The organism is Acinetobacter sp. AKBS16 (assembly GCF_002899995.1).
Classification (GTDB): Bacteria; Pseudomonadota; Gammaproteobacteria; order Pseudomonadales; family Moraxellaceae; genus Acinetobacter; species Acinetobacter baumannii.
Genome location: NZ_POYH01000041.1, coordinates 1 through 25,495, shown reverse-complemented (window position 1 = coordinate 25,495; position 25,495 = coordinate 1). Strand labels below are relative to the sequence as shown.

Below are 25,495 nucleotides of genomic sequence, written 5' to 3'. Positions count from 1 at the left end.
GGCGGTAGGTGCTGCATTTGGTGTTGTTGGTGGCCCTCCAGGTGCTGTTGTTGGGGGGATTATTGGTGGTGTGGTAGGGGCAATAGCAGGTAATGATATAGCTCAAACAAATAATCAAAAAGATGATAGTAATGACTGGCAAGAAGAAGATAATTATTGGCGAGAAAACTATAAAAAAATGCCATATTATACTGAAAACAAGAATCTAGAATATGATCGTGATTATCGGGCGGCTTATCGTTTAGGTTATGAAAATCGTGTAGATAATAATGCAGAAATTAATTTTTCCGAGGTTGAATCTAAATTGAAAACTAAATGGGAACAAGTTAAAGGCAGTTCACGCTTACAGTGGGAGGACGCTAAATCTGCTGTAGAAGATGGATTGAAAAAAATTCATCCTTAAGTCATTTAATACTTAGAAAGTCTCCTCAATGGGGGAGACTTTGCGATAATATACTTTTAACCTAATTTTTAATTTTAAGCCATTTTTTAATTTCAATATCAATAAAAACTTAATGATGGGTTTAATCATAAAATATTAATTATATTTTCATTATTCTTTTTTCTTTAGGCATTTAAGTATTTGAACAATTAAGCGGGCACTATTCATTTTTCTGCCTTCTTCTTGATAGTACTGTTCAAAAGGGGCACGGAAATATAAAGCATTTTTTAATGCGAATTTTGACTATTTTGAGTAGTCAAAGCTAATCAACAGCCAATAAAAAAACCACCTAATTCTTTCGAATTAAGTGGTTTTTGAATTTTGGAGCGGGAAACGAGACTCGAACTCGCGACCCCAACCTTGGCAAGGTTATGCTCTACCAACTGAGCTATTCCCGCAATGTGAGCACATTATAGAGTGTTTCATTAAAGTGTCAACACTCTTGTGATCTAATTGAGCGTTTAATCAGCACGACGCCAAACTGTACCTTGACGTGTATCTTCAAGAACTACGCCTTGCTCAAGTAAAGACTGACGAATACTATCTGCTTTAGCAAAGTCTTTTGCTTTTTTCGCATCAACACGTTGTTGAATGAAATCTTCAATTTCAGCATCAGACAAAGCAAGTGCATCTTGTCCAATATCTGATTTTAAGAAATCGTCTACATTGTGTTGTACCAAACCTAAAATATTAGTGAGGTGACGTAATGTCGAATAAAGCACAGTCGCTTGGTCAGCTTGCTCTTCTTTTACAGCACGGTTTAACTCTTTGTTCAGTTCAAACAATACCGCCATTACTTCGGCAGTATTGAAATCGTCACACATTGCATTGTTAAAGCGTTCAATAAAGCTTTGATCAAGCGTTTCAGTTGTCGTTTGACCGTACACTTGTTGATAAGCTTTAAATGAATGATAGAAACGAGTTAAAGAAGTTTTTGCTTCTTTTAGTGCCACATCAGAGAAGTTTACAGGGCTACGATAGTGTGAAGACACAATAAAGTAGCGGATTACTTCAGGATGGAATTTCTCCATTACGTCACGAATCGTAAAGAAGTTGCCTAAAGACTTAGACATCTTTTCACCATCAACGTTAATAAAACCAACATGCATCCAGTAGTTTACATATTGCTCACCAGTCGAAGCTTCACTTTGCGCAATTTCATTTTCATGGTGCGGGAACATTAAATCTGAACCGCCACCATGAATGTCAAAGTGATTGCCTAGGCAGCAAGTCGACATTGCAGAACATTCAATGTGCCAACCCGGACGGCCATTACCCCAAGGAGATGCCCAAGACGGTTCATTTTCTTTTGCATGTTTCCAAAGTACAAAGTCAAAAGGATGTTTCTTTTCAACTTCTACATCAACACGCTCACTTGCACCAGCTTGCATGTCATCAAGCTTACGGCCAGAGAGACGACCATATTTTTCAAATTTGGTGACTTCAAAATAAACATCACCGTTTGAAGCAGGGTAAGCAGCGCCTTTATTCACCAGATTGCCAATCATGTTTTGCATCTGGTCGATATATTCAGTCGCTTTAGGTGCTTCATCTGGTGCTAAACAGCCTAAGTTCGCTGCATCTTCATTCATGGCATCGATGAAACGCGTGGTGAGCTGTTGGATTGTTTCACCATTCTCATTCGCACGTTTGATGATTTTGTCGTCAATATCGGTAATGTTGCGAATGTAGCGGACTTTCCAGCCTTGACTACGCAAAAAACGGATAATGTAGTCAAATGCAACCATAACTCGAGCATGCCCGATATGACAGTAGTCGTAAACGGTCATACCGCAGACGTACATATCGATGTGACCTTCTTTGCGAGGTACAAATTCAACTTTTTTTCGTTGCTCAGAGTTATATAAAACAAACGGTTGCATAAGGGTTTTCAAACACTCAACAAAAATAGTGTTACATCATAACTGATGCATCATTTTTAACAAAGTTTTATGCATGAATTTTATAAGCTTGTGAAATCTTATACATTTAAAAACGTGTAACTGATTGAGTTATGCTAGAATGCCCCCAAATCTTTTGATTAAAATCACCGATCTCAACCAGAGATCAGATCAATTATTTTGAGTCAAACTCGTATGCCTAATCCTACAGATTTCCAAAGCAGTGCATTAGCGACATTGCGCATTGAGCAACAAGCCATAGATGTATTAGCAACACAAATTGATGACCGTTTTAATCGTGCTTGTGAAATATTATTACAATGCAAAGGTCGTGTTGTGATCACAGGTATGGGTAAATCTGGGCATATTGGCCGAAAAATGGCAGCGACATTTGCTTCGACAGGCACGCCGTCTTTCTTTATGCATCCTGGTGAAGCAGGACATGGTGATTTAGGAATGCTGGTTCGTGGCGATGTACTTATTGCAATTTCCAACTCAGGAAAAAGCGATGAAATCATGATGTTGATGCCACTCATTAAGCATCTTGGTGTACCTCTTATTACGATTAGTCGTGATGATAAAGGCCCAATGCCGCAAAATGCAGATATTGCTTTAACTCTAGGTGAGTCTGACGAAGCATGCCCTTTAGGTTTAGCACCTACTTCAAGTACGACAGCGACTTTGGTTTTAGGCGATGCTTTAGCAGTTGCTTTACTTGAAGCTCGTGGTTTTACTGCTGATGACTTTGCACGTTCGCATCCGGCGGGTGCGTTGGGTAAGCGTTTACTGTTACATGTAAAACATTTAATGCATACAGGCGAAGAGTTACCAAAAGTTTCACCTGATACACCAATGAATCAAGTACTTTACGAGATTTCAAATAAGCGTTTAGGCTTGACAACAATTGTTGATGAACAAGACCATCTACTTGGTATTTTTACAGATGGGGATTTACGTCGTCTCATCGATAAACAGCAAGGGTTTGATGTAAATTTACCTGTGTCTGAAGTGATGACAAAGAAACCGTCAACGATCTCTCAAGAAGCACGAGCTGTAGAAGCTTTACAACAACTTAACCAGAAAAAAATCAGTCAGTTTGTGGTAGTCGATGACCAGAACAAAGTGATTGGTGTAATTAGTATGCATGACCTTATTCAGGCAGGGGTGAATTAATCAATGGCATCGTATGCATTGTTAGAACAAGCACGTCATTTGCAGGCATTGGTTCTGGATGTTGATGGTATTTTAAGTGATGGTTTTGTGACATTAACCAACACGGGCGATGAAATTAAATCATTCGACATTCGTGATGGTTTGGGTATGAAACTTGCGCAACAAGCGGGTATGAAAGTCATCATTATTACTGGACGAAAAAGTAATATCGTTGAAAAACGCATGTCCGATTTAGGTGTCGATCTGGTTTTCCAAGGCCGTGAAGATAAAGGCTCGGCGCTACGTGAAGCGTGTGCACAGTTTAATATCCTGCCTTCAGATTGCTTATATATGGGTGATGATTGGCCGGATCTTTCAGCATTTGCCATTGCCGGAATGAGTGTTACTGTTCCAAACGGACATGAGGAAGTGCGCCGTCGTGCGGATTTGGTAACACAGGCGATGGGTGGCCGTGGAGCTGTGCGTGAAGTTTGTGATATGTTGCTGATCGCAAAAGGCATTTACCAAGAACTTCTTGAAAAATATCTTGCAGTACCGCATTAATAACAAGATTACTTAAAAAGGTAGGCTATTCCTGCTCATGGATACCAGAGTTTTATATATTGTTGCTGTAGTGGTTGCTGCTGTGAGTGGTGGTTACTACTACTATAGTGGCAAGGCAAAAAAACTGGACATTGGTTCGGCGAAGAATATGACTTATTCGGCGCAGGGCGTCCATTTGACTCAAACTGATGACAAAGGCAATTTGTATATTCGTGCTGAAGTTCGTCAGCTTGAACAGGATATGCAACAAAAAACGTCAAAGTTGGATCAACTCAATGCCACTATGTATAAATTAGGTAAAGTTGATGCAACATTCTTTGCTAAACAAGCTTATGGATATGATGATAATCAAAAGGTTGTGTTATCGGGTGACGTGGTAGCCACTAAGTTGGCACCGCAAGGAACCATTGAGTTTCAAACCGATGAATTAACTGGTTATCCAAAAACTAGAGACATTGAAACTAATCATCAAGTGACAGTTCAGTCTCCACAAGGCGAGTTTGTGAGCAAAGGACTAAAAGCCAATTTGAATAATGGTCAGTACGAATTTTTTAATATTCGAGGAAAGTATGCACCAAAGTCTTAATTTAAAACGTTCTTCAGCTTTCCTAAAACAAGCTGCGGTAATTACATTCGTTGCTTTATCATCTGCTTCGACTTTTGCTTTGCCGTCTGACCGTAATCAACAAATTTCATTAGTGGCAGACCGTGCAACTTATAATGAGAAAACCGGTTTGACGACTTATACGGGTAATGTCGTGATTGAGCAGGGCACCATGAAGCTTCAGGCTGACTCAATTGTTGCTACGCTAAACTCTAAACGTGAAATTCAAACGATCACTGCTAAAGGTAGACCGTCTAAGTTTCAGCAACAAATAAGTGCTGATAAAGGTATTGCACGCGGTGAAGGACAAACGATTGTTTATAATGCAGATACAGGCATTATTACCTTGTCTGGCGGTGCATATTTATACCAAGATGGTTCAAGTATTCGCGGTAACACCCTGAAATATAGTATGAATAAGGGTGATGTTGAAGCTCAAGGTTCTTCTTCAAACCGTGTACAAATCATTATTCCACCTTCAAGTTCAAAAAGTTTCCCAGGAGCGCGTGACTAATGCAGCAAGCTCTTCAACAACCGCAAACTTTGTGTATTAAACACTTAGCAAAAAACTATAGTAAGCGTTGGGTTGTCAAAGACGTCTCTTTTAGTATGCAAAGTGGACAGATTGTTGGTTTGCTTGGTCCTAACGGCGCTGGAAAAACCACCAGTTTCTATATGGTGGTTGGACTAGTGCGCATGGATAAAGGTGAGATTCATCTTGATGACTTGGATATGTCAGACCTAGCGATGCATGAACGTGCACGTAAGGGTATTGGTTATTTACCTCAAGAAGCTTCTATCTTTAGAAAATTGACGATTGCTGAAAATATTATGTCGATCTTAGAGACGCGTAAAGATTTGAATAAACAGCAACGTCAGCAGCGCCTTACTGAGTTATTAAATGACTTTAAAATTAGTCATATTAAAGATTCATTGGGAATGAGTGTATCGGGTGGTGAACGTCGTCGTGCAGAAATTGCACGTGCTTTGGCCGCAGATCCGAAATTTATGCTTCTGGATGAGCCGTTCGCTGGTGTTGACCCAATTTCAGTAGGCGATATTAAAGATATTATCCAGACCTTAAAGGATCGCGGTATTGGTGTCCTCATTACCGATCACAATGTTCGTGAAACTTTAGCAATCTGTGAACGTGCTTATATTGTAAGTGAAGGCTCGGTAATTGCCGAAGGCACACCACAAGAAATTTTAGACAATGAACAGGTACGTAAAGTCTATTTAGGTGATGATTTCACAGTTTAATTAAAGACATTAATCTGTTTGGTTAAAAAGAGGTCAAGGCCTCTTTTTTTATTTTTTAGTATTTTATAAATAAAAACAAATACATATATCAATCATTTAATGAAAAAATAATGTGTGATTTATTCCATCAATTATGCTGCTTTAGGTGAAAAACTATGTAGAATGTAGAAGCTTTTAAACGATAACAAACAAGATCAACAAGATAAGCATGATTGGATATAACCAAAGAAGAGTAAGAGGGATATGTAGAAAGCAGGCTTTCCTGAAAGGGCTTATGCTTTTAAGTACACTACATGTACCTGTTGTGATATACGCTGCTAAGCCAAGTGAGCAATACCACACCCTGAAAGAGAACTTGTCACAACTTTTTGTCCCTAAAAGTAGTGATGACTTTAAAGTTGCCAAAATGCACAAGCTTAGTAATTTTAAGCTAGACCGTTCTATTGTGCAGGAATTTCCTACTGTTCAACTTAATGATAATCGAGCTTCATCTTTTTCTAACTTGCCATCTAGAACGATGACATTGCAAGATGCGGTAAAAATTGCCATTCAGCGTAGCCCCGATATTTCACAATCTATTGCAACTTTAGCAGGTCAAAATTCAGGAGTTGACGTTGCTAAAGCCGGTTACTATCCCCAGCTTTCAGGAGGGATTACGACTGGTGATTTAAGCAGTGGAGAACGAGGTCGGCAGTTATTAACCTTAAGTGCTACCCAAATGCTTTATGACTTCGGTAAAGTCAAATCAGGTGTTGATGTTGAAGAAGCGAAAGTTCAGGTTGAACAAGCCAACGTCTTGGTTAGCGTTGATACTCTAGCTTTGGATGTTGCACAGACCATTGTGAATATTCAGCGTTATCTACAGCTTAATAAAATTGCTGAGCAGCAAATCGCCGGTATTCGACGTATTCAGGAAATTGCTAACCTGCGTGCAAACGCTGGTGTCGCGAGTCAAGCCGACCCAATTCAGGCGCAGTCATACTTACAGGCAGCGCAGTCTGCTTTGATTGCTCAGCAATCATTATTACGTCAATACCAACAGCATTTAAGAACTTTATTAGGTGCAGATGTTAGTCATACCGGATGGATTATTTCCGATGATCTCGTGAAGCAATCTGATCTTTATGGTGAACCTGAGTTTAATACTATTCCAAAAATGATTGCCGCGCAGGCAGGTGTTGAAGTTGCTAAAGCTCAAAAACAACAAACCCGTTTAACCCGATATCCGACCTTGGCTGTGAAAGGTTCGGTAAGTCAGGCGATTAATGGTAAAAACCCGAATAACGACAAAGATGACGGTTTGTATAGTTCAGTCATGCTTGAAGCAACCAGTCAGTTTTACCAAGGCGGTGCTACCGCTTCACAAGTAAAAATGGCAAGTTATGCCGAAGAAGCTGCAAAAGCCAAAGTGAATTCGGTGTATATGGATGTTCTGGACCAAATTAGAACAAGTCGCGAACAGATTGAAAATAAACAGCGTCAAATGCAGGTTTTGGCAAGTCGCCAAGCAACAACGGTTCGTACACGTGAACTCTATCAAGAGCAATACAAGCTCGGTACGCGTTCATTGGTCGATTTATTAAATGCTGAACAAGCTATTCATAGTGCCAACTCAGAACTCGAATCAGCACGTTATGACATTTATAGCAGCATTGTTCAGTACATTGAAGCAACAGGACGTTCCCGCCAAGCCTATGGCTTAAATAATATTTCAATTCAGGGGTTCGAAGTACAACCATGATGACAAAAATAAATTACCAGCCTTGGCTACAGGCGGTCTTAACTATTGCTAAACATTATCGAATAGAGCCTTCAGAAGAAAGAATTCGTTTACAACTTGATTGGAACCAAAATCAGAATTTAGATAACGTCTTGCAGTTAATGACACGTCAAGTCGGTCTGAATCTTCGTAAGGCACCATTTTCCTTAGACTTACTCAACCCATGGCGTTTACCTGTCATGGTGGAGTTTAATGATGGCCAGGTCGGTGTAATCGATAAGGCCGATACACAAGGAAATGTGAGTATCCAGTTCAGTGGAGATCAGGGCCTTTCGCAAAGTTTATCTTTAGACGCTTTAAAAACTACACTTAAAAATGTCTATATCTTGCGTCCTGAAACGTCTATACCAGATGCACGTATTGACGAATATATCAAACCTTATGAAGCCAACTGGTTCTGGTCAATCGTTTTAAGAGACTGGAAACGCTACGTTGATATTATGTTTGCCTCGCTGATTGCCAATGTGCTGGCACTGGCAACCATTATTTTCTCGATGCAAGTGTATGACCGCGTGGTTCCATCCCAGTCAATTCCAACTTTATGGGTTTTGGCAGGTGGTGTACTGATTGCCGCTCTTTTTGAGTTTACCTTACGCGTTTCACGAGTATATTTATCCGATATTATTGGTAAACGTGCTGATTTACGTGTGTCGGATCGTGTATTTGGCCATGCCTTAAGAATTAAAAATAAAGATCGCTCGAAATCTACAGGTAGTTTTATTTCCCAGATTCGTGAACTCGAAGGCGTTCGTGAACTGGTCACCTCAACTACAATTAGTGCGATTGCCGATTTTCCGTTCTTTTTCCTGTTCTTAGTAATTTTTGCCATTATTGGTGGAAAACTGTTCTGGGTAATGCTACTTGTTGTGCCACTTATGATCTTGCCGGGTATTTTGGTACAGAAGAAGCTAGCTCAACTTGCACAAGAGGGTATGAGAGAATCTTCAATTCGTAACGCAATTTTGGTAGAAGCGGTGCAAGGTATTGAAGACATTAAGCTCTTACGTGCTGAATCACGTTTCCAAAACCAATGGAACCATATGAATGAAGTCTCAGCCGACATTGGTATGAGACAGCGTAAAATTGTGGGTACCTTAATGGCTTGGACCCAAATGGTTCAGGGTTTAACTTATGCCATTGTGGTGTTAGTGGGCTGTTTTGCGGTAATGGACGGTGAAATGACCACAGGTGCGTTAGTCGCATGTTCAATTTTATCTTCGCGTATGTTAGGGCCAATTGCCCAGATTACGGGCGTATTAGGTCGTCTACAACAGGCAAAAGTTGCTAAGCAAAGTTTAGATGAGCTCATGCAGCGTCCGATTGATCAGGCCGACCGTTCACATCTGGTACACAAAGCTGTTTTAAATGGCGACTATGAATTAAAAAATATCTTGTTCCAATATGGAGAAGAAGATCCGAGACCAAGTCTTGCGATTCGCCATTTAAAAATTCGCGCCGGAGAAAAAATTGCGATTTTGGGTCGTAATGGTGCTGGTAAGTCGACATTGCTTCAGCTTTTATCCGGTATGCAGGTTCCAACTCAGGGAGCTGTGCATTTAGATGGACTCGATCTTTCCTTAATTGATCCATCAGATGTGCGCCGAGATATGGGGTTACTCAACCAGAATGCACATTTATTCTACGGAACAATCCGTGAAAACCTGACTTTAGGTGCACCGCTTGCAACAGATGAAGACATTCTTCGTGCATTGGTGGTAACAGGTGCTTTATCTTTTGTTCAAGAGAAAAAAGAAGGCTTGGATTACTTGGTTTTAGAAGGAGGCGTTGGTTTCTCTGGTGGTCAAAAGCAAGCTTTATTGCTGGCGCGTTTATTGATTCGTCAACCGAATATTTTATTGCTTGATGAGCCGACAGCAGCCATTGATGATGTTGCAGANAATTGATCATCTCAAAGGATGGTTAGCACACCGAACGTTGGTTGTGGCGACCCACCGCCGAGCTGTTCTTGAACTGGTGGACCGTATTATTGTTGTCAATGAAGGCAAAATCGTGATGGATGGACCACGAGATCAGGTACTTAATCAATCTACAGCCCAACAAAAACAAGTGAGCCAAGGGGGCAATTCATGAGCGAACAACAACAAGAACTTACCCGTTCAATGAATGTATCTTATAGTGAACCACCATTACCACGTGCCAGTTTAGTCATCTGGATTGTGGGCATTGGTTTGGTTATTTTCTTTATCTGGGCATGGTTTTTTAAGCTTGAAGAAGTTTCGACCGGTACAGGTAAGGTTATCCCATCATCTAAAGAACAGGTCATCCAGTCTTTAGAGGGCGGTATTTTAACTAAGCTAAATGTACAAGAAGGCGATATTGTCCAAAAAGGGCAAATTCTTGCTCAGCTTGACCCAACCCGTTTTGCTTCAAATGTGGGCGAGTCGAGATCTTTATTAATTGCAGCTCAAGCCACAGCAGCACGTTTACGTGCGGAAGTGAACGGTACACCACTGGTTTTCCCTGAAATAGTTGCACAAGATCCGAAGCTTGTTCATGAAGAGACTGCTTTGTATGAATCACGCAGAGCCGATCTTGAACAAACACTTTCAGGATTAAGACAGGCTTTACAATTGGTTCAGCAAGAATTGGCCATGACAGAGCCTTTGGTTGCCAAAGGTGCGGCAAGTGAGGTTGAGGTTTTACGCTTACGCCGTGAAGCAAATGATTTGCAAAACAAGATGAACGATGCACGTAACCAATACTACGTTAAGGCACGTGAAGAGTTATCTAAAGCAAATACTGACACGCAAACTCAACAACAAGTTGTCATGGGCCGTAATGACAGTTTACAACGTGCCGTATTTAAAGCTCCTGTGCGCGGTGTGGTAAAAGAAATTACAGTGACAACGCATGGCGGTGTGATTCCACAAAACGGTAAGTTAATGACCATCGTGCCAATTGATGAACAGTTATTAATTGAAGCCCGTATTTTGCCTCGTGACATTGCGTTCATTCGTCCTGGTCAAGAAGCTTTGGTTAAGATCACTGCTTATGACTACTCAATTTATGGTGGTTTAAAAGGTAAGGTTACGGTTATTTCTCCAGATACCATTCGCGATGAAGTGAAACAGGATCAATTCTATTATCGTGTTTATATCCGAACTGACTCCGACAAGCTTTACAATAAAGAAGGTAAAGCATTCGGTATTACACCGGGTATGGTGGCAACTGTAGATATTCGTACTGGTGAGAAGACTGTACTGGATTACTTACTTAAACCATTTAATAAAGCCAAAGAAGCATTAAGAGAAAGATAAGAAAAAAAGCCCCGAAATTCGGGGCTTTTTTATAGGTTTGCTTCTATTAAATTCACGTTATAATTTGATTTTTATTATGCTTTATTTCATTTATGGCTTTTACGATTGCATCACCCGTTACTTTTGAAGAAGAAATTAAAAAAAGTAGATTTCAGGCGATTGCTGCGCCAGTAGAAAATGAACAGCAAGTGAAAGAGTTTTTAGAATTAAATAAAGATATCTCGACCACACATCAATGTTGGGCATGGAAAATTGGGCATAACGTTCGCTTTAATGATGATGGGGAACCATCTGGTACAGCGGGACGTCCAATTCTGGCAACTATTGAAGGAAATGACCTGACTAATATTATTGTCATGGTGAACCGCTGGTATGGCGGTATAAAACTGGGAACTGGTGGCCTTGTTCGGGCGTATGGTGGTTGTGCCGGACAATTATTATTGTTAGCTGAACGTATTGAACTGATTGCCAAGAAAACGATTCATTTTTCTTGTCATTTTAATGAATGGGCCATCTTTCAGTATGAACTGACACAGCAGCAAATTGAATATCAGGAAAGCTATACTGCAACAGGTGTCGATATTGAAGCGAGACTACAGGTTCACCAAATTGAACCACTCGCTTTAAAACTACGAGATGTGACTCGTGGTCGCGAAGAATTAAAAGTTGAGGAGGAATTGACTGATGACTGATTCTTTACTCAAGTACCGCGAGCAACATAAACACCGTTTAAATTATATGCCATGGCTATATTGGACATTGAAACCCAAACACCGTGTTTGGGCGGAAGAATGGCAAAAAGAATATCAGGCTTATTTAATGGATATGGAAACGGTCGAGATCGGAGAGAACTGTTTTATTTCACCGTTAGCCCATATTTTTGCCGAGCCGGGACGGAAAATTAAGATTGGTGATAATTGTTTTATTGCGGCAGATTGTAGTTTGCATGGACCGCTTGAGATTGGTAATGAGGTTGCAATTAACCACCACTGTATTTTAGATGGTGGTCGAGCAGGCATAAAACTACATGATCAAGTTCGTATTGCTGCTTATTGTCATCTCTATGCATTTGATCATGGCATGCAACTCGACCGTCCACTTTACCAACAGCCTGTTCGCTCACAGGGTATCGAAATTGAAAAAGATGTTTGGTTAGGTGCACATGTCGGAATTAAAGACGGGATTAAAATTGGAAAACATGCTGTAGTTGGCATGAATAGTATGGTGACAAAGGATGTGGAGCCGTACCATATTGTGGGAGGAAACCCAGCAAAATTTATCCGTTTAAGAGAATAATGCAGTCTCAAGAATGTAATAAAATGTTTGATCTTTAAACAAAAAAGTGGATTTTAATACATAAACCTTAACATACGGATTTTTATCTATGTTAAGTTAAAGCTAAGTTATAGAAAAATCTCCAAGGCAAATAGACCTGAAGAAGAGAGGCAAAAATGAACCGTGTTATTGCGTGTATTGACTCATCACCTTGTATTAATGCTATTGCAGATGCAGCGGCTTGGGTTGCGAAAGCAACTGGACGAGAGCTTGTATTATTACAAATTCTAGATTACTACCCGGCAAGTTATCACCTTGGTGAAATTAGTGGCGTAATCGGCTTTGAAAGCAATGCAATGTTGCTTAAAGAGTTAGCTGAATTAGAGCAAAAACAAAGTGAACTCGCTTTAGATTACAGCAATAATTTACTCAGACATATCTCTGACTTAATTAAAGAAAAACACGGAATTACTTGCTCAAAAATTCAGGAAAAAGGGGATTTTCTAGAGCAAAGTTTTAATCTCTTACACGAAAACGATATTGTGATTTTGGGGCGGGTGGGTGAAAGAGCCGCCGAAAAACATAAACCGATTGGCAGCAATGTTGAAAACTTTATCCGCGGTGCAAATTGTACGGTTTTGACCATTGGTGAAAACTTTAAAGTACCGACACGTTTTATTTTTGCTTATGAATACTCTCCGACATGCCAAAAGATGATGCGCCGTATTGCGCAAAGTGACTTATTACGGACTTTACAGTGCCATTTAGTTTATGTCGGTGACCATCCTGAAATATTGAATGAACCAGAGCATTACTTGAAACAAGCGGGGCTAGATGTAGTGACCGTTTATAGATACGGCGATGTGGCGCAAAATATTCTAGAGTACCAACAAGAACACGGCATTCAAATTATTGTGCTCGGCGCATTTAGCCATAGCAAAATACATCAGTTCTTCTTGGGAAGTATTGCAACCACGATTTTCCGTAACGCGACTGTACCATTACTTGTGGCTAAATGATGAGATTTGCATATAGTTATCCGCAAATCTTGTGGATAACTATATGGAAAAGCAGGGGTAATAAAAGTAATTTGTTGATTATAAATAATAAAATGAAAAAGATGATTTTTTAACCATTATTTCACAATTGCAATTGCAAAACCATCATGACCTTTTGAGCCAACCGTTTGTAAAGCTGTGCAAGACAAAATTTGCGGATGATTTTCTAGGGCTTTAAAGGTTTCACGAATGCCTTCAATACTTGGTTTTTTGTTTTCAGGATTCAAAATATCACCGGCACGAATGACATTATCTAGCACAATAATAGTGCCAGATTTTGAAAATTTGAGACTGAGTTCTAAATATTCCGGATAGCCCTGTTTATCGGCATCGATAAAGATAAAATCAAAAGGCTCAATCGATTGAGGGTCAATTGCGGAAAGTACATCGGCAGCACGGCCTAATTTAAGCTCAACTTTTACAGGCAGGTTGGCATGATCGATATTCTTTTGAGCCATTTCTGCATGAGTATCACGACCTTCAATGGTAAGCAAATAGCCATCTTCAGGCAGTGCACGTCCTAACCAGATTGTACTGTAGGCAGCAAAGGTCCCAATTTCTAAAACACGCTTGCATTTATTCATCTGAATGAGCATTTGCAAGAACATTCCTTGATTTGGAGCAACTGCAAGATGATTTGAAAAGCCGTGTTCGTCGGTATTTTTTAATGCAAAGTCGAGTCGAGGATCTTCGGGAATTAAATGTGAATCGATATATTCGTCAATGTCTGTCCACATCTGCTGCATAGTCAAATTTACCTGTATGTTGATAGGCGTATTTTAAACGTTTATGACTAGAGTGCAAAAATCTTCGATTCAAGAAATTTTGGTTGATTATAGAATGAGCAAATCCCCTTAAACTGAAGCGCATAAGGGGATATATATTTTAGAAATTACACATTGATGTATTGCGGGTTAAGTCAGGTCCCCAAGTACGATAGCCTTGAGTATCAATATGGATTTGTCCTGAACTATATAAACCAATACCTAAATTTAAACTTTGTCCGTGCTGAGCCCAGAACTGACACAATTTAAACTTCGTATTTTCAATAAAAGCGTAGTCTTGTGGTTGTGGAACTTCTGGTCCAATACGAAAATCGATGGCAGAGTTAAACAAATGCTTAGAAGAGCTTGCGCCGCCCGCACATTCATTTAAAGGTAAGTCTCGGTAAACCGAGGTGACCTCAAAGTCGGTTAAAACTTTTGCGGCAATTAGATATTTAAAGACACGTAAGGTCGATAAAGAATTATTCCAAAGTTCACGGTTAGGTACCGCATATTCTGAACGGCCACACTTCTGCCAATCACGAGCGGATCTTAATAATTCAAAACTTGGTACGATACCTGCCACATCATGACGCGCCAGAAATTTTTCATATTCGCGTACACGTTCATAATGATCGCCTGTATTTAACCAAGCGCGATAGGAAGCAGGTTCAACTTTAGGTGGAATTGGACGTTCGATAATAACGCGCTCTTGAGGAATAAAGATGCGCTTACCGCTTGGAGAGGTTTTGCCTGTTGTTGTGTGTTGAGGAGAGCTGGCGCAACCCACCATAATCGCAGGGATTATGCATAGGGGCAGCATGCTCTGCAAAAACTTCCGCATAAGAAAAATCAAAAGCTTATAAATATTGCGCCTATTTTAATGCAAAACAGTGCACAAATTACGAGGAATTTGCAATGAAATGTTTGAATAGGGTATAAAAAAGATCAGCGGTTGCTGATCTTTTTGAAATTATTTTTCTAGATACTGTAACTTATCTGGTTTGCCGTTCCATTCTTCGCGGTCAGCAGGTTGTTCACCAATTTGAGTAATGTTAGGCCACTTTTGAGAAAGTTCAGCATTTAATTCAATAAATACTTCTTGACCTTCTGGTAGCTCATCTTCAGAGAAAATTGCATTTGCAGGGCATTCTGGTTCACACAATGCACAGTCAATACATTCATCCGGATTAATCACTAGGAAATTCGGACCTTCGTAAAAACAGTCTACAGGACAAACTTCTACGCAATCTTGGTATTTACATTTAATACAATTTTCAGTGACAACAAAGGTCATGGCGACAGCTACCTAAAAAATATGGTTTCATTTCGAATAGCTTATTTTAGGCAAAAAAGGGGTAAACAAACAATTGCTTTTATTGATATTGTTTATTTATACATATGAAGATAAGTTAATACATTGATATTCAAAAGAATGTTTCAGCTTAAATAAGAGCTAAATTATAAAATCAGGGTAATAATAAGTTTTATAAAACAATAGTTTAAATAATTTTTTTGTCATGAGTTTTAATGTCATTTGGGTCAAGGTATCTGTTTAGGCAGACACCTCAACTACAACATTTACTTTTAAATTTTGCCTCTATGCTGAATTGATATACAAAAAAATCGTCAAGTAATGAGCTTAAAGTGTACAAAGTAAATGGATGTCTTCTGGTTCAAGTTCCCATAATTGACGATCTGGGTGCTTTAATACGACCGCGCCATGCTTTATATAGAAATCTACTGTACGCTTACTTGGCGTAGCTGAAATATAAAGTTGATGGGCTTCCAATTGCTTGGCCGATTCTTTTGCCGCTTGCATCAGCTTTGCACCAATACCTTTGCCTTGTTGATCGGCATCGACATAAAAATATTGCAGTAATTTTGCATTGGGATAATCAGTAATAGTCTGATTCGAGACTACACTAATGCCAGCCAACTGTTCAGACGCATCAAAAGCACCGATAAATAAAGCACCTTGTTCATAGAATTCTTTTAATTTGGGCGGATCATTTTCTAAATGATAAGCATCCCAATGTTTAACATCATAAAAACAATCTGTTAATTCTAAGTGTTCTTGCTTTTGTAAGTAGAGTTGGGTAATCAGTTCACGACGATTAATCTGTTGCCAAATTAAATCGATCTCTGTGTATTGTAGTGGCCTTAAGAAAATAGAAATTTTATTCTCCTTAAAGTAAGAGCAAACATGCCTATACACATGTTTGCTCAATGAGTGATTATGAATTAAGCGCTGCTTTTAGCTCATAAAGCTGTTCAAGTGCCTGACGAGGAGTCAGGTTGTCTACTTCGATTTGCTTAAGTAAATCGAGGGCAGGTGAAGAGACTTCAACTTCAATCACTTTCTCTATAACTTGAGTGCTTGGGGTAACTTCTGAATCTAAAGTTGCAAACAAATCACTTTGAACACTAGTTTGTAAGTGCTGCTGTTGTTGCTTCTCTAAAATACGTAAACGCTTCTGAGCTTCTTTAATCACATTAGCTGGAATACCGGCTAATTTTGCAACTTGTAAACCATGACTTTGGCTTGCTGGTCCTTGTTGGACTTTATGCAATAAAATGAGATTACCGTTTAACTCTTGAGCAGTGACATGGTAGTTATCAATACCAGGTTCGCTACCCAACTCTGTTAATTCGAAATAGTGGGTCGCAAACAAGCAAAGACATTTAACGCGTTTGGTTAAATCAACCACACAAGCCCAAGCTAAAGAAAGACCATCGTAGGTACTGGTTCCGCGACCAACTTCATCCATTAACACAAGCGATTGATTCGTCGCATGGTGCAAGATTTGTGAAGTTTCAGTCATCTCAACCATAAAGGTCGATTTGCCTGTCGATAAGTCGTCGGCTGAACCAATACGGGTAAAAATACGGTCAATCGGGCCAAGTTTGGCAGCTCGTGCCGGAACGTAACTACCGCAGTAAGCAAGCAAACTGATTAATGCTGTTTGGCGCATAAAGGTAGACTTACCGCCCATGTTTGGACCGGTAATAATTGCCATACGGTGCTGTACATCAAGGAAAGTATCATTTGGTGTAAATGGCGCTTTACTTAACGCTTCAACTACAGGATGGCGGCCACCTTGAATCTTAATACCGGTTTCTGGTGTAAATTCAGGGCGTGCCCAATTGTTTAAACGCGCTTGATGAGCAAAGTTTGCAATTACATCAATTTGCGCGATTGCTGAACTCATCATTTGTAGGTGAGCAATATTTTCACGAAGGTTTTCAAGTAAAGCTTCAAATAACGCTTTTTCACGAGCTAATGCACGCGACTCACTGGATAAAACTTTATCTTCAAAACTTTTTAGTTCAGGCGTAATGTAGCGCTCAGCATTCTTTAAGGTTTGACGGCGAATATAATCGGCAGGGGCTTGCTCGGCTTGAGCGCGAGTCAGCTCAATGTAGTAACCACTCACACGGTTATAACCGATTTTTAAGGTGCTAATACCAGTACGTTCACGCTCTTTTATTTCTAAATCGATGAGGAATTGACCTGCATGATCACGAATTTGACGTAATTCATCAAGTTCAGCATCATAGCCTTCTGCAATTACATTGCCATCACGAAGTAATACAGGCGGATTTTCAACAATCGCAGCCATTAAATGTTGATGAAGCGCTTTAAAGTCACCCAATTCCTGATCGAGCTGTCCTAATAACTTAGATTTCTTTGCTTGTACAACAGGTGCTAAAGCATTTCTTAAAAATGGAATTTGCGCGCAAGCATGACGAAGTTGAACTAAATCACGTGGTCGCGCACTACCCAGCGCCACACGACTAAGAACACGTTCAATATCACCAATTTCTTTAAGTACCAGACGAACAGGGCTTTCATGGTAGCCTTGAATCAATTGCTCAATCGCATCTAAACGTGCATCAAGTAATGCTGTATCACGAACAGGTTGCATGAGTGTTCGGCTAAGTAAACGTCCACCCATTGCGGTTTGGCAATCGTTCACAAGCTGAAATAAAGAAGTTCCATGCTCAAACAAAGGTTCAATAATTTCTAAGTTACGGCGCGTGATTGGGTCGAGCGCAATAAAGTCAGAACTTTGTTCTAAAAGAATTGAACGGATATGAGGTAACGCCGTTTTTTGAGTTTCTTTGGCATAGTGAATAAGTGCTGCCGCGGCGGCTTTAGCCAAAGGTAACGGGTCTAGTCCGAAACCAGAGAGTGTTGATACAGAGAACTGGTCACATAAGGTTTTTTGCGCATTGTTTAAATTAAAATCGACATTTGGGCGCTTGGTTACAGGGCAATCTAAATGCTTTTTAATTTGTTCGATAATATTCGTGTCAACCAGATCTTCATCAATCAAAATTTCACTTGGCATGAGGCGAGCCAGTTCAATTGGAAGTTGTTCCGGTTTGTAGTCTTGTTGTTGAACTTTAAAAATACCCGCACTTAAGTCGAGTAAAGCAAAACCGATCTGGTTTTGATGGATACATAGCGCAACAAGGTTAGACGATTGATAACTTGTAAGTAGTGCGTCGTCGGTTAAAGTACCCGGTGTAAGAATACGAACAACTTTGCGTTCAACCGGGCCTTTGCCAGTAACTTCGCCGACTTGCTCACAAATAGCTACAGTTCGGCCGGCTTTTACTAAACGCGCCAAATAACCTTCGGCTGAATGGTAGGGAACACCTGCCATTGGAATCGGGTTGCCATTTGCTTTACCCCGATGGGTTAAGGTAATACCTAAAAGTTTGGCTGCTAAATGCGCGTCTTCAAAGAACAATTCATAAAAGTCGCCCATACGATAAAACAGCAACGCATGTTGATAGTCTTTTTTGACTTTGAGATATTGCTGCATCATTGGAGTGTGGTTGGAGAGATCAGCCATGATTTCAGCGCTATTCATGCGTAATAAACCCTTAAAAAACGAAAAATCTACTTTTGGTTTATTAACCAATTTCAAGTCTTTAAAAAATGAATGTAATTCAAGAAAAGTACAACAACTGGATGAACTTTAGAATCAGCATCCCTAGTATAAAGTGACTTCAGACCATTCCAGTGGTGCAATGGTAACAAATTTGAGTTAACGAAAAAAAGTGATCAAGCATTGAAATAGAGGTTGAATGTAGCAAGACATAAAAATAGAGCAATTGGGTCTTTTAAGCCAAGGATTGAAAAATTTAAATATTCAACTCAAAGTTTACTTTTACGCGATCTAAAACAATGAGTGTTCTATAAGTTTTCACGTCTTCATTATCAGCGAAATGTTTTCTAACTAAACTTTCAAAATGAGATAAGTTATTGCTCAGCATGATAATTATAAATGAAACTCCTCCATTCACGAAGTAGCACTGTTGAATTTCTTCAACAGAAGCAAAGTATAGCTTCGCTCTGTCCATAACTACTGAACGGTCTTCGCTAAGGCGGACCTCAATAATGGAAGTAATTTTTTCACCAAATTTGAGAGGATTTAAGATAGCGCAATTTTTTAGGATGATTTGTTTTTCTTCCATCCGAGTTATACGCCTTTGTACAGATGCAGCGGATAGACCGATTTTTTCAGAAATTTCTCGATGGGAAGTTTTATTGTCTTTTTGCAGTATTCTTAAGATCGCATAATCAAAATTATCTAAAGAAATCTCTGACATGAGTAAATCTCTCATTAAATGTTAAATATAGAGTTATTTAATCGTTTTACCGTGAAAAATAGAAGAAATATATTGATTATAGAGAATTAAAATTTCAATCATTCCCAGAGCGGTAAATATGATGATTGAGACAAACTCCAAGCAAGGCATGGCATTTGCAGCCGCATTTTTATCTTTAGTTTCTGTACAGATCGGCGCAGCAATAGCAAAAGTCCTTTTTCCGATTCTTACTGCTGAAGGAGTCACCTTAGCTCGACTTGCCTTATCGGCCTGTTTCTTATGGATAGTCAAACCATGGCGACAGTGGAATAAACAGACCAATTGGAAAAATCTAATTATTTATGGATCAATCCTCACTTTAATGAATACATTGGTTTATAAAGCTTTTTCTTACATGTCTGTTGGGATTGCGATTTCCATCGAAGTGTTAGGACCACTTACGGTTGCTATTTTAATGTCTAAAAATAAATTAGATTATTTTTGGGGTGGATTATCTATTATTGGTTTGCTTCTTCTACCTATGGGCAATGCCAATAATAACTTTAGTTTTATTGGCATGACGTATGCTTTATTAGCTGCAGTGGGTTGGGGACTGTATGTGATTTATGGCTCAAAAGTTGCACAAGGTGGTGGTAGCTCTGTTGCGACTGGAATGTTTATAGCGGCTTTATTTGCAACACCTTTAGGTGCATCTCACATTATCCATATTTTTGATAGTTATAAGATTCTTTTTACATGTTTACTTATGGCGATGCTAGCAAGTGCTATTCCATTTATATTAGATATGATTGCCATGAAAAAACTGCATCCTCGAGTTTTTGGGATTTTACTAAGTGCGTCACCCGCAGTCAGCGCTTTGGCTGGATGGCTGATTTTAGATGAACGATTAAATAGTTTTCAGGTTCTAGGCATAACAATTATTATGGCATCGTGTGCAGGTTGCTCTTATTTTTCTTATAAACGTAATAAGGTATAAGCTGAGACTTCTATATTATTAAAAATAAATATTTCTGGTAAACATGAGATAGACCGATCAAAAATATGAGATGGGTATCTCATGGCTTCTTTAGCTTTTAGCTCCAATCTCAGAACAACAAAGCTCACAACTTGGTCATTAGCAGCATAATTAAGCACACATGTGCATTATTTTAAATGTTCCTATTGATGAATCTAAATAATAAAAATATTTAATGCAAAAATTGTAATTCACTAATTTTTCTGCACTTAAAGGCTGTACCTGAGAGTCATAGGCATGTATCGTTAAGTCATGATACTTTAAAATTATAGAGTGTTTAAAAAGCAGTATCGTTCAAGTGACCTAATCGGGCTATACCATTAAGATGGTTGAAACTTGAACTCAAAATAATAAGTACAAATCACAATGGGAGAAACGATTACGTTTTATTGGTAAATATTGAAATGGAGTATCAATGACCAAGCTGGCTGGGGTCCTTTAAAGAAATATTTACGGTTGGTTTATTTATGATAACTTCGTCTTACTTTAAAAAACACAAGAAAAATTACCGCTCCCTAAAGGACCAGCAGCTTACAATCGCAGCCAAAGCAAATATCTTTATTTGTATTATTTTTTGCTTGTTTTGGACTATATATTTTGCATTTGCCCAAATGTGGGTGATTGTTTATATGGATATCTGTTTCACACTAATTTCCATATTTAGCTTTTTTCTTATTTATATAAACCGTATTTCGGCAGGGATACTTTTATCACAAGCGGTTCTACTGGTTTTTCCAGTTGTCTTTTGCTTATTTTTCGATGTTGCTACGCCTGATCGCCCTCGAGTGGCCCATTTGTTTTTACCTGCCGGAGCGATATTGGGGTATTTGAATTACCGTAGAGAGCCAAGCTTCTTACAAATTGTTTTAATTTTACTTTCGATTGGCTGCTTTATATTTTTTAGTGGAAGCTCTTTTACTCTCGATAGTGCCATACCTTTATCAGAAGATATTCGTGATCATGGTGGGTGGATAGCCACTTGTGTCGCCACACTTATGATTTGTATTTCAATTTATACCATGCAATTAGAAATACAAATAGAAAGCAGTATGGAGCACAATCTACGTTTGGCACTCACCAAGCAACAATTTGAGCTTTTTTATCAGCCCCAAGTTAATTCGTCAGAAAAACTGATTGGTGCGGAAGCCTTGTTAAGATGGCATCACGGTTTTAGGGTATATTCCAACAAAAGAGTTTATTCCGGCAGCGGCAACTTTTGGGTTAATGCCAGAGATCGGCGAGTGGGTATTGGACCAAGCCTGCCAAGTTTTACAAGACTGGAGTAAAAAAGAAGAGACCAAAGATCTTACGCTTTCAATCAATATTAGTGCTGATCATTTTATGCAATCTAACTTTGAGCACACTGTGATTGGTCTGGTTCAGCGGTATGACTTCAATCCCTCTCGGCTCATATTAGAAATTACTGAAAATATTGCTTTAAATAATTGTGCGAGCATGATCGAAAAAATGCACTTCTTGTCTAAGCATGGTATTCAGCTTTCACTTGATGACTTTGGCACAGGGTATTCATCGTTAAGCTATTTACAAAAAATGCCAATTAAACAAATTAAAATTGATCGCAGCTTTGTACAGGCAGCTTTAGATGATAAACGCAGCAATAAATTAGTGACGGGTATAATTAAAATTGGCCTAGATTTAAACCTTCGCGTGTTGGTAGAAGGAATAGAAACGGCTGAACAGTTTAGTGCTTTTAAAAGTAATGGTTGTACCGAGTTTCAGGGCTATTTATGGGGCTGTCCAATGTCTTTAAATGACTTTATCAAGCAATTGCCCATCAAGACCGATAAAGAATAAATCGGAGCACTCACCAGTACTGTTTAGCAGTAGTTTGCTAGATTGAGCCTAATATTAAGACACACTTTACAAACGTATGTAGAGTGCGAGTGTGTTAGGATGAATTTCTATACCTCTAGATATTTACAATATGACGAAACCTGAAGCGCAGTATCAATCAGGGCAATTTCAATTTTCCTTTCTATCATTAAAATATTGGGGTATCTGGTTCACAGCTTTTATTCTAATGTTTCTTGCGTACTTGCCTTGGGCAATCCAGTGGCGCTTAGCAAAACTATTTTCAAAAATTGCTTGGACACTATTGGGTTCTAGAAGGAAAACGACTTTAAGAAATTTAGGTGCATGTTTTCCGGAAAAAACACCTGAGCAAATTGAGGCCAAGGCTAAGTCGGTTTTTACCGATACGATGATTGGTATATTTGAAGCCTTAAATGCTTGGTATTGTCCTGCATGGTTTAAAAAAAGAGTTCATATAGAAGGCTTGGAACATCTAAATGACAATCGGGATCGCGGTATTCTGCTGTTAGGCACGCATAGCACATTACTTGATGCCGGAGGTGCTGCATGTACGCTATTTTTTGATATGGATGTGGTGTATAGACCTCAAAATAATCCTTTCATGGATTTCCTCATTCATCGTAGTCGCGCTAGGGTTTATAAAAATCAGATTGCAAAAGACAACATGCGTAGCTTAATTGAAAAACTCAAAAATAGTCATGCAATCTGGTATAGCCCTGATCAGGACTTTGGTTTAAAGCAAGGTGTTATGGCTTCATTCTTTGGAATACAGGCAGCAACAGTCACGGCACATCGAAGACTCATGGATATTTCAAACGCTGTTGCAATACCTTTATATTTTTACAGAAGCGGGGATATTCGAGATCCTCAATACAACGTACTGGTAGAACCTAAACTTGAAAACTTTCCTAGCGAATGCGAAGTGAATGATGCTGAACGCGTCAATAAAATTATTGAAAACCAGATTCGGATCGCCCCAACACAATACATGTGGTTTCATAGAAGGTTTAAAACTCGTCCTGCTGGTGAAGCGAAGTTTTACTGATTTTGTTATGCCTTTTTATACAGTCAACTGAGAGATTTAAAGGCCTTTAAACCGAGACTTTATAAATCCCAAATTAATAATAAATTTTAATTATTTATCCTTAATTTTTAATGATCTATTTTAAAACAAATGTCATTTTGTGTGCTTGACTGTATGGGGCTTGGCTACTAACCTTCGTAGCGGTAGGACGGAGGTGGGACGCCTTGTGCGTGCCGGTTTCTAGATGACTGGTCTGTCAACCCGCCTTCGTTCTACCACCATCATTTGATAGTGATTTGGTAGAACCGCAGATTTTAGTATCTAAACTAGCTTGTGACGTTGTGGAAGTTAAGAAATACGCGTCATTTGAGTATGAAAAAGTTAGATATCTTCAGAATGCTGTCACGAATATGATGAATATTAAACAAAACCAAATTGTTAAGGTCTTTACTATTATTACTGCTGTGTTTTTACCACTAACATTGGTAGGTACATTTTATGGGATGGACTTTGCTGTAATGCCTAAATTATCTTGGGAGCACGGTTTTTTATATTGTATGATACTTACTTTAGCAGCAGAGATAATACCTTTAGCATATATTAAATACAAAGGTTGGTTACGCTATTTTATATCCAGAATGTGCTCTTTCCGAATATAAAAGGGCACAATAAAAAGTATTTTAAAAAGATGAGCGTATATTTCCTTCTATTAATTCTTTTTGATTTCATTTAAAACATAAAGTAAAGTTTGCTCGCAAGATATTAAATAAAATGCATGGCTTTTTATGAATATTTTAAAAAGCTTTTGATGAGTTTTATAAAGCTAAACATATGATTCCAAATTGTAAAATATAGATATGGCCTCTAAAAACTTTCTTTCTACGCTTGCACGGAAAATTAAAGAGAACAAAGGGAGTATAGCTATATGTTCTATTCTTTTTATTATTCCTTTATTTGTATTTCCTACTTATCCTAAAAACGAATGGCAGTACGAAATATATCAATACATCACACAAATTATGCATGTGACTATTGGTACGAAAGGGCCATTACCGTTTTTTACGATTCTTTACAGCCTTTATATAACCATAGTCATGTTTATTGTTGGTTGTGTTATATGTTATTTTTTTATTAGAAAATATGGAATTAATAAAGCTTATCAAGAGGAAATCTATAAATTCTTTTTCAAAGCCGAATTTGAATCTTCAAAAAAATACCGTTGGTTAGAAAAGCCTCTAGTTAAAAAGACTTTAGTCTCAAGTACCTTTGCTGGGTGTTTTGTCATGGGAATTATTCACTTTATTGAGGATGATATTACTCAGCAAAGACCTAGACGTAGAGGTGGACTTATAGCATTTAGTTATAATTACAGAATCGGGGTGATGTTTTGGGAAATAGTAACAACTGTCTTTAGTATTTTCCCGATTTTTTATTTTGGCTTGTTATTCTTATATATCATTAATTATTTTTTTCGCGGGTTAGGTACAGGTAAAGTGGTTGTTTTAGAAAAAACTTCAAACCCAAAATTCAGAAGTTCTAAAAAATAATTATAAGTAATTTCCAAGTGAAAAGGATTTTTATATAAATCCCAAATGAACAATAAATTTTAATTATTTATCTTTACTTTTTAATGATCTATTTTAAAACAAATGTCATTTTGTGTGCTTGACTGTAATAGGGCAGAGCACTATCCTTTGCCTGCTGGCCACATTGCCAGTCGGTTTTAGCAGGCCGTATTTACCCAAAGCACACGAAAAAGTCTCTCTTTTTTGTGGGCATCCCTACGTGCCCCCTCTGCGGCGGAATGATCTGCCCCCATAAAGTTGGACAGTTAGTTAAGCAGTTTTTATAAACTGGTTTCTATATTGTACAGGGGATAAACCTTGTAGCTTCACCTTGATTCTCTCATGATTATAATAA

Annotated in this window: 23 protein-coding genes, 1 tRNA gene and 2 pseudogenes; 17 read left to right on the top strand and 9 right to left on the bottom strand. The window is 38.7% G+C overall.

Features of this window, described 5'->3' with window-relative positions; translation table 11 throughout:
- A partial coding sequence (locus C1642_RS06475; protein ID WP_103236087.1) for a hypothetical protein occupies window positions 1–403 on the top strand: 403 nt, incomplete at its 5' end.
- 361 nt (window positions 404–764) lie between these two features.
- Here the strand turns inward: C1642_RS06475 and C1642_RS06470 are convergent.
- Both C1642_RS06470 and cysS read right to left on the bottom strand, forming a co-directional pair.
- Window positions 765–840 (bottom strand) — tRNA-Gly (locus tag C1642_RS06470).
- Between the two features lie 63 nt (window positions 841–903).
- Window positions 904–2,325: a cysteine--tRNA ligase gene (gene cysS / locus C1642_RS06465; protein ID WP_102759803.1), complete on the bottom strand. Its 1,422-nt coding sequence runs from the start codon at window positions 2,323–2,325 to the stop codon at window positions 904–906.
- 213 nt (window positions 2,326–2,538) lie between these two features.
- Between cysS and C1642_RS06460 the strand changes: the two genes are divergently transcribed.
- The 11 genes and pseudogenes from C1642_RS06460 to C1642_RS06410 all read left to right on the top strand — a co-directional run bounded on the left by C1642_RS06460 (window position 2,539) and on the right by C1642_RS06410 (window position 13,275).
- The gene (locus C1642_RS06460) at window positions 2,539–3,516 is read left to right on the top strand and encodes a KpsF/GutQ family sugar-phosphate isomerase (protein WP_001133556.1); all 978 of its coding nucleotides are present in this window, start codon (window positions 2,539–2,541) and stop codon (window positions 3,514–3,516) included.
- 3 nt (window positions 3,517–3,519) lie between these two features.
- The gene (locus C1642_RS06455) at window positions 3,520–4,059 is read left to right on the top strand and encodes a KdsC family phosphatase (RefSeq protein WP_000179337.1); all 540 of its coding nucleotides are present in this window, start codon (window positions 3,520–3,522) and stop codon (window positions 4,057–4,059) included.
- A gap of 37 nt (window positions 4,060–4,096) precedes the next feature.
- A complete protein-coding gene (lptC, locus tag C1642_RS06450; protein WP_000381220.1) occupies window positions 4,097–4,645 on the top strand; it encodes an LPS export ABC transporter periplasmic protein LptC in 549 nt (182 codons plus the stop codon).
- Window positions 4,629–5,177 (top strand): lipopolysaccharide transport periplasmic protein LptA, encoded by a 549-nt coding sequence (lptA, locus tag C1642_RS06445; RefSeq protein ID WP_000554244.1) that lies wholly within the window; start codon window positions 4,629–4,631, stop codon window positions 5,175–5,177. Before lptC ends, lptA begins: the two co-directional genes overlap by 17 nt.
- Window positions 5,177–5,923 (top strand): LPS export ABC transporter ATP-binding protein, encoded by a 747-nt coding sequence (lptB, locus tag C1642_RS06440; RefSeq protein WP_001183458.1) that lies wholly within the window; start codon window positions 5,177–5,179, stop codon window positions 5,921–5,923. Before lptA ends, lptB begins: the two co-directional genes overlap by 1 nt.
- Before the next feature lie 274 nt (window positions 5,924–6,197).
- On the top strand, window positions 6,198–7,664 hold the full coding sequence (locus tag C1642_RS06435) for a TolC family protein (protein WP_000927323.1): 1,467 nt from the start codon (window positions 6,198–6,200) through the stop codon (window positions 7,662–7,664).
- Window positions 7,661–9,794: pseudogene (locus C1642_RS06430) on the top strand (type I secretion system permease/ATPase). The gene C1642_RS06435 and the pseudogene C1642_RS06430 overlap by 4 nt, the downstream one beginning before the upstream one ends.
- Window positions 9,791–10,981 carry an HlyD family type I secretion periplasmic adaptor subunit gene (locus tag C1642_RS06425; protein ID WP_000003555.1) on the top strand — a complete coding sequence of 397 codons (1,191 nt, stop codon included), beginning with the start codon at window positions 9,791–9,793 and terminating at the stop codon, window positions 10,979–10,981. Before C1642_RS06430 ends, C1642_RS06425 begins: the two are co-directional and overlap by 4 nt.
- Window positions 10,982–11,073: 92 nt before the next feature.
- Window positions 11,074–11,673: an IMPACT family protein gene (locus C1642_RS06420; protein ID WP_079548359.1), complete on the top strand. Its 600-nt coding sequence runs from the start codon at window positions 11,074–11,076 to the stop codon at window positions 11,671–11,673.
- Window positions 11,666–12,277, top strand: coding sequence for a chloramphenicol acetyltransferase CAT (locus C1642_RS06415; RefSeq protein ID WP_000132356.1), 612 nt, complete (start codon window positions 11,666–11,668; stop codon window positions 12,275–12,277). The genes C1642_RS06420 and C1642_RS06415 overlap by 8 nt, the downstream gene beginning before the upstream one ends.
- Before the next feature lie 155 nt (window positions 12,278–12,432).
- Entirely contained in the window at window positions 12,433–13,275 is an 843-nt protein-coding gene (locus tag C1642_RS06410) for a universal stress protein (RefSeq protein ID WP_001082436.1), read from the top strand.
- Window positions 13,276–13,391: 116 nt separating this feature from the next.
- Here C1642_RS06410 and C1642_RS06405 read toward each other — a convergent pair whose 3' ends face one another.
- The 6 genes from C1642_RS06405 to C1642_RS06380 all read right to left on the bottom strand — a co-directional run bounded on the left by C1642_RS06405 (window position 13,392) and on the right by C1642_RS06380 (window position 19,703).
- The gene (locus C1642_RS06405; protein ID WP_001186837.1) at window positions 13,392–14,060 is read right to left on the bottom strand and encodes an O-methyltransferase; all 669 of its coding nucleotides are present in this window, start codon (window positions 14,058–14,060) and stop codon (window positions 13,392–13,394) included.
- A gap of 139 nt (window positions 14,061–14,199) precedes the next feature.
- Window positions 14,200–14,922, bottom strand: a complete 723-nt coding sequence (locus C1642_RS06400; protein WP_001986294.1) for a D-Ala-D-Ala carboxypeptidase family metallohydrolase — start codon at window positions 14,920–14,922, stop codon at window positions 14,200–14,202.
- A 129-nt stretch (window positions 14,923–15,051) separates the two neighbouring features.
- Entirely contained in the window at window positions 15,052–15,375 is a 324-nt protein-coding gene (gene fdxA, locus C1642_RS06395) for a ferredoxin FdxA (RefSeq protein WP_000144889.1), read from the bottom strand.
- Window positions 15,376–15,720: 345 nt separating this feature from the next.
- Window positions 15,721–16,251 carry a GNAT family N-acetyltransferase gene (locus C1642_RS06390; protein ID WP_103236088.1) on the bottom strand — a complete coding sequence of 177 codons (531 nt, stop codon included), beginning with the start codon at window positions 16,249–16,251 and terminating at the stop codon, window positions 15,721–15,723.
- Window positions 16,252–16,315: 64 nt separating this feature from the next.
- Window positions 16,316–18,961, bottom strand: coding sequence for a DNA mismatch repair protein MutS (gene mutS / locus C1642_RS06385; RefSeq protein ID WP_103236086.1), 2,646 nt, complete (start codon window positions 18,959–18,961; stop codon window positions 16,316–16,318).
- 274 nt (window positions 18,962–19,235) lie between these two features.
- Window positions 19,236–19,703 carry an Lrp/AsnC family transcriptional regulator gene (locus C1642_RS06380; RefSeq protein ID WP_001290077.1) on the bottom strand — a complete coding sequence of 156 codons (468 nt, stop codon included), beginning with the start codon at window positions 19,701–19,703 and terminating at the stop codon, window positions 19,236–19,238.
- A gap of 118 nt (window positions 19,704–19,821) precedes the next feature.
- On the opposite strand from C1642_RS06380, the gene C1642_RS06375 reads away from it, so the two are divergent.
- The 5 genes and pseudogenes from C1642_RS06375 to C1642_RS06355 all read left to right on the top strand — a co-directional run bounded on the left by C1642_RS06375 (window position 19,822) and on the right by C1642_RS06355 (window position 25,122).
- Window positions 19,822–20,679: an EamA family transporter gene (locus C1642_RS06375; RefSeq protein WP_103236085.1), complete on the top strand. Its 858-nt coding sequence runs from the start codon at window positions 19,822–19,824 to the stop codon at window positions 20,677–20,679.
- 506 nt (window positions 20,680–21,185) lie between these two features.
- Window positions 21,186–22,533: pseudogene (locus C1642_RS06370) on the top strand (EAL domain-containing protein).
- Between the two features lie 130 nt (window positions 22,534–22,663).
- Window positions 22,664–23,596: a lauroyl acyltransferase gene (locus C1642_RS06365; protein WP_103236084.1), complete on the top strand. Its 933-nt coding sequence runs from the start codon at window positions 22,664–22,666 to the stop codon at window positions 23,594–23,596.
- 275 nt (window positions 23,597–23,871) lie between these two features.
- Complete coding sequence (locus tag C1642_RS06360; protein WP_103236083.1) at window positions 23,872–24,234, top strand: CorA family divalent cation transporter; 363 nt, start codon at window positions 23,872–23,874, stop codon at window positions 24,232–24,234.
- Between the two features lie 198 nt (window positions 24,235–24,432).
- On the top strand, window positions 24,433–25,122 hold the full coding sequence (locus C1642_RS06355; RefSeq protein WP_000157165.1) for a hypothetical protein: 690 nt from the start codon (window positions 24,433–24,435) through the stop codon (window positions 25,120–25,122).
- 288 nt (window positions 25,123–25,410) lie between these two features.
- On the opposite strand, the gene C1642_RS06350 is transcribed toward C1642_RS06355, so the two are convergent.
- On the bottom strand, window positions 25,411–25,495 hold an 85-nt coding region (locus C1642_RS06350), incomplete at its 5' end, for an IS3 family transposase (protein ID WP_146035315.1).

What these genes read in the sequence shown, in the direction of transcription:
- cysS (WP_102759803.1), bottom strand. Translation starts at nt 2,325, where the DNA reads ATGCAACCGTTTGTTTTATATAACTCTGAGCAACGAAAAAAAGTTGAA.
- C1642_RS06460 (WP_001133556.1), top strand. Translation starts at nt 2,539, where the DNA reads ATGCCTAATCCTACAGATTTCCAAAGCAGTGCATTAGCGACATTGCGC.
- C1642_RS06455 (WP_000179337.1), top strand. Translation starts at nt 3,520, where the DNA reads ATGGCATCGTATGCATTGTTAGAACAAGCACGTCATTTGCAGGCATTG.
- lptC (WP_000381220.1), top strand. Translation starts at nt 4,097, where the DNA reads ATGGATACCAGAGTTTTATATATTGTTGCTGTAGTGGTTGCTGCTGTG.
- lptA (WP_000554244.1), top strand. Translation starts at nt 4,629, where the DNA reads ATGCACCAAAGTCTTAATTTAAAACGTTCTTCAGCTTTCCTAAAACAA.
- lptB (WP_001183458.1), top strand. Translation starts at nt 5,177, where the DNA reads ATGCAGCAAGCTCTTCAACAACCGCAAACTTTGTGTATTAAACACTTA.
- C1642_RS06435 (WP_000927323.1), top strand. Translation starts at nt 6,198, where the DNA reads ATGCTTTTAAGTACACTACATGTACCTGTTGTGATATACGCTGCTAAG.
- C1642_RS06425 (WP_000003555.1), top strand. Translation starts at nt 9,791, where the DNA reads ATGAGCGAACAACAACAAGAACTTACCCGTTCAATGAATGTATCTTAT.
- C1642_RS06420 (WP_079548359.1), top strand. Translation starts at nt 11,074, where the DNA reads ATGGCTTTTACGATTGCATCACCCGTTACTTTTGAAGAAGAAATTAAA.
- C1642_RS06415 (WP_000132356.1), top strand. Translation starts at nt 11,666, where the DNA reads ATGACTGATTCTTTACTCAAGTACCGCGAGCAACATAAACACCGTTTA.
- C1642_RS06410 (WP_001082436.1), top strand. Translation starts at nt 12,433, where the DNA reads ATGAACCGTGTTATTGCGTGTATTGACTCATCACCTTGTATTAATGCT.
- C1642_RS06405 (WP_001186837.1), bottom strand. Translation starts at nt 14,060, where the DNA reads ATGCAGCAGATGTGGACAGACATTGACGAATATATCGATTCACATTTA.
- C1642_RS06400 (WP_001986294.1), bottom strand. Translation starts at nt 14,922, where the DNA reads ATGCGGAAGTTTTTGCAGAGCATGCTGCCCCTATGCATAATCCCTGCG.
- fdxA (WP_000144889.1), bottom strand. Translation starts at nt 15,375, where the DNA reads ATGACCTTTGTTGTCACTGAAAATTGTATTAAATGTAAATACCAAGAT.
- mutS (WP_103236086.1), bottom strand. Translation starts at nt 18,961, where the DNA reads ATGAATAGCGCTGAAATCATGGCTGATCTCTCCAACCACACTCCAATG.
- C1642_RS06380 (WP_001290077.1), bottom strand. Translation starts at nt 19,703, where the DNA reads ATGTCAGAGATTTCTTTAGATAATTTTGATTATGCGATCTTAAGAATA.
- C1642_RS06375 (WP_103236085.1), top strand. Translation starts at nt 19,822, where the DNA reads ATGATGATTGAGACAAACTCCAAGCAAGGCATGGCATTTGCAGCCGCA.
- C1642_RS06365 (WP_103236084.1), top strand. Translation starts at nt 22,664, where the DNA reads ATGACGAAACCTGAAGCGCAGTATCAATCAGGGCAATTTCAATTTTCC.
- C1642_RS06355 (WP_000157165.1), top strand. Translation starts at nt 24,433, where the DNA reads ATGGCCTCTAAAAACTTTCTTTCTACGCTTGCACGGAAAATTAAAGAG.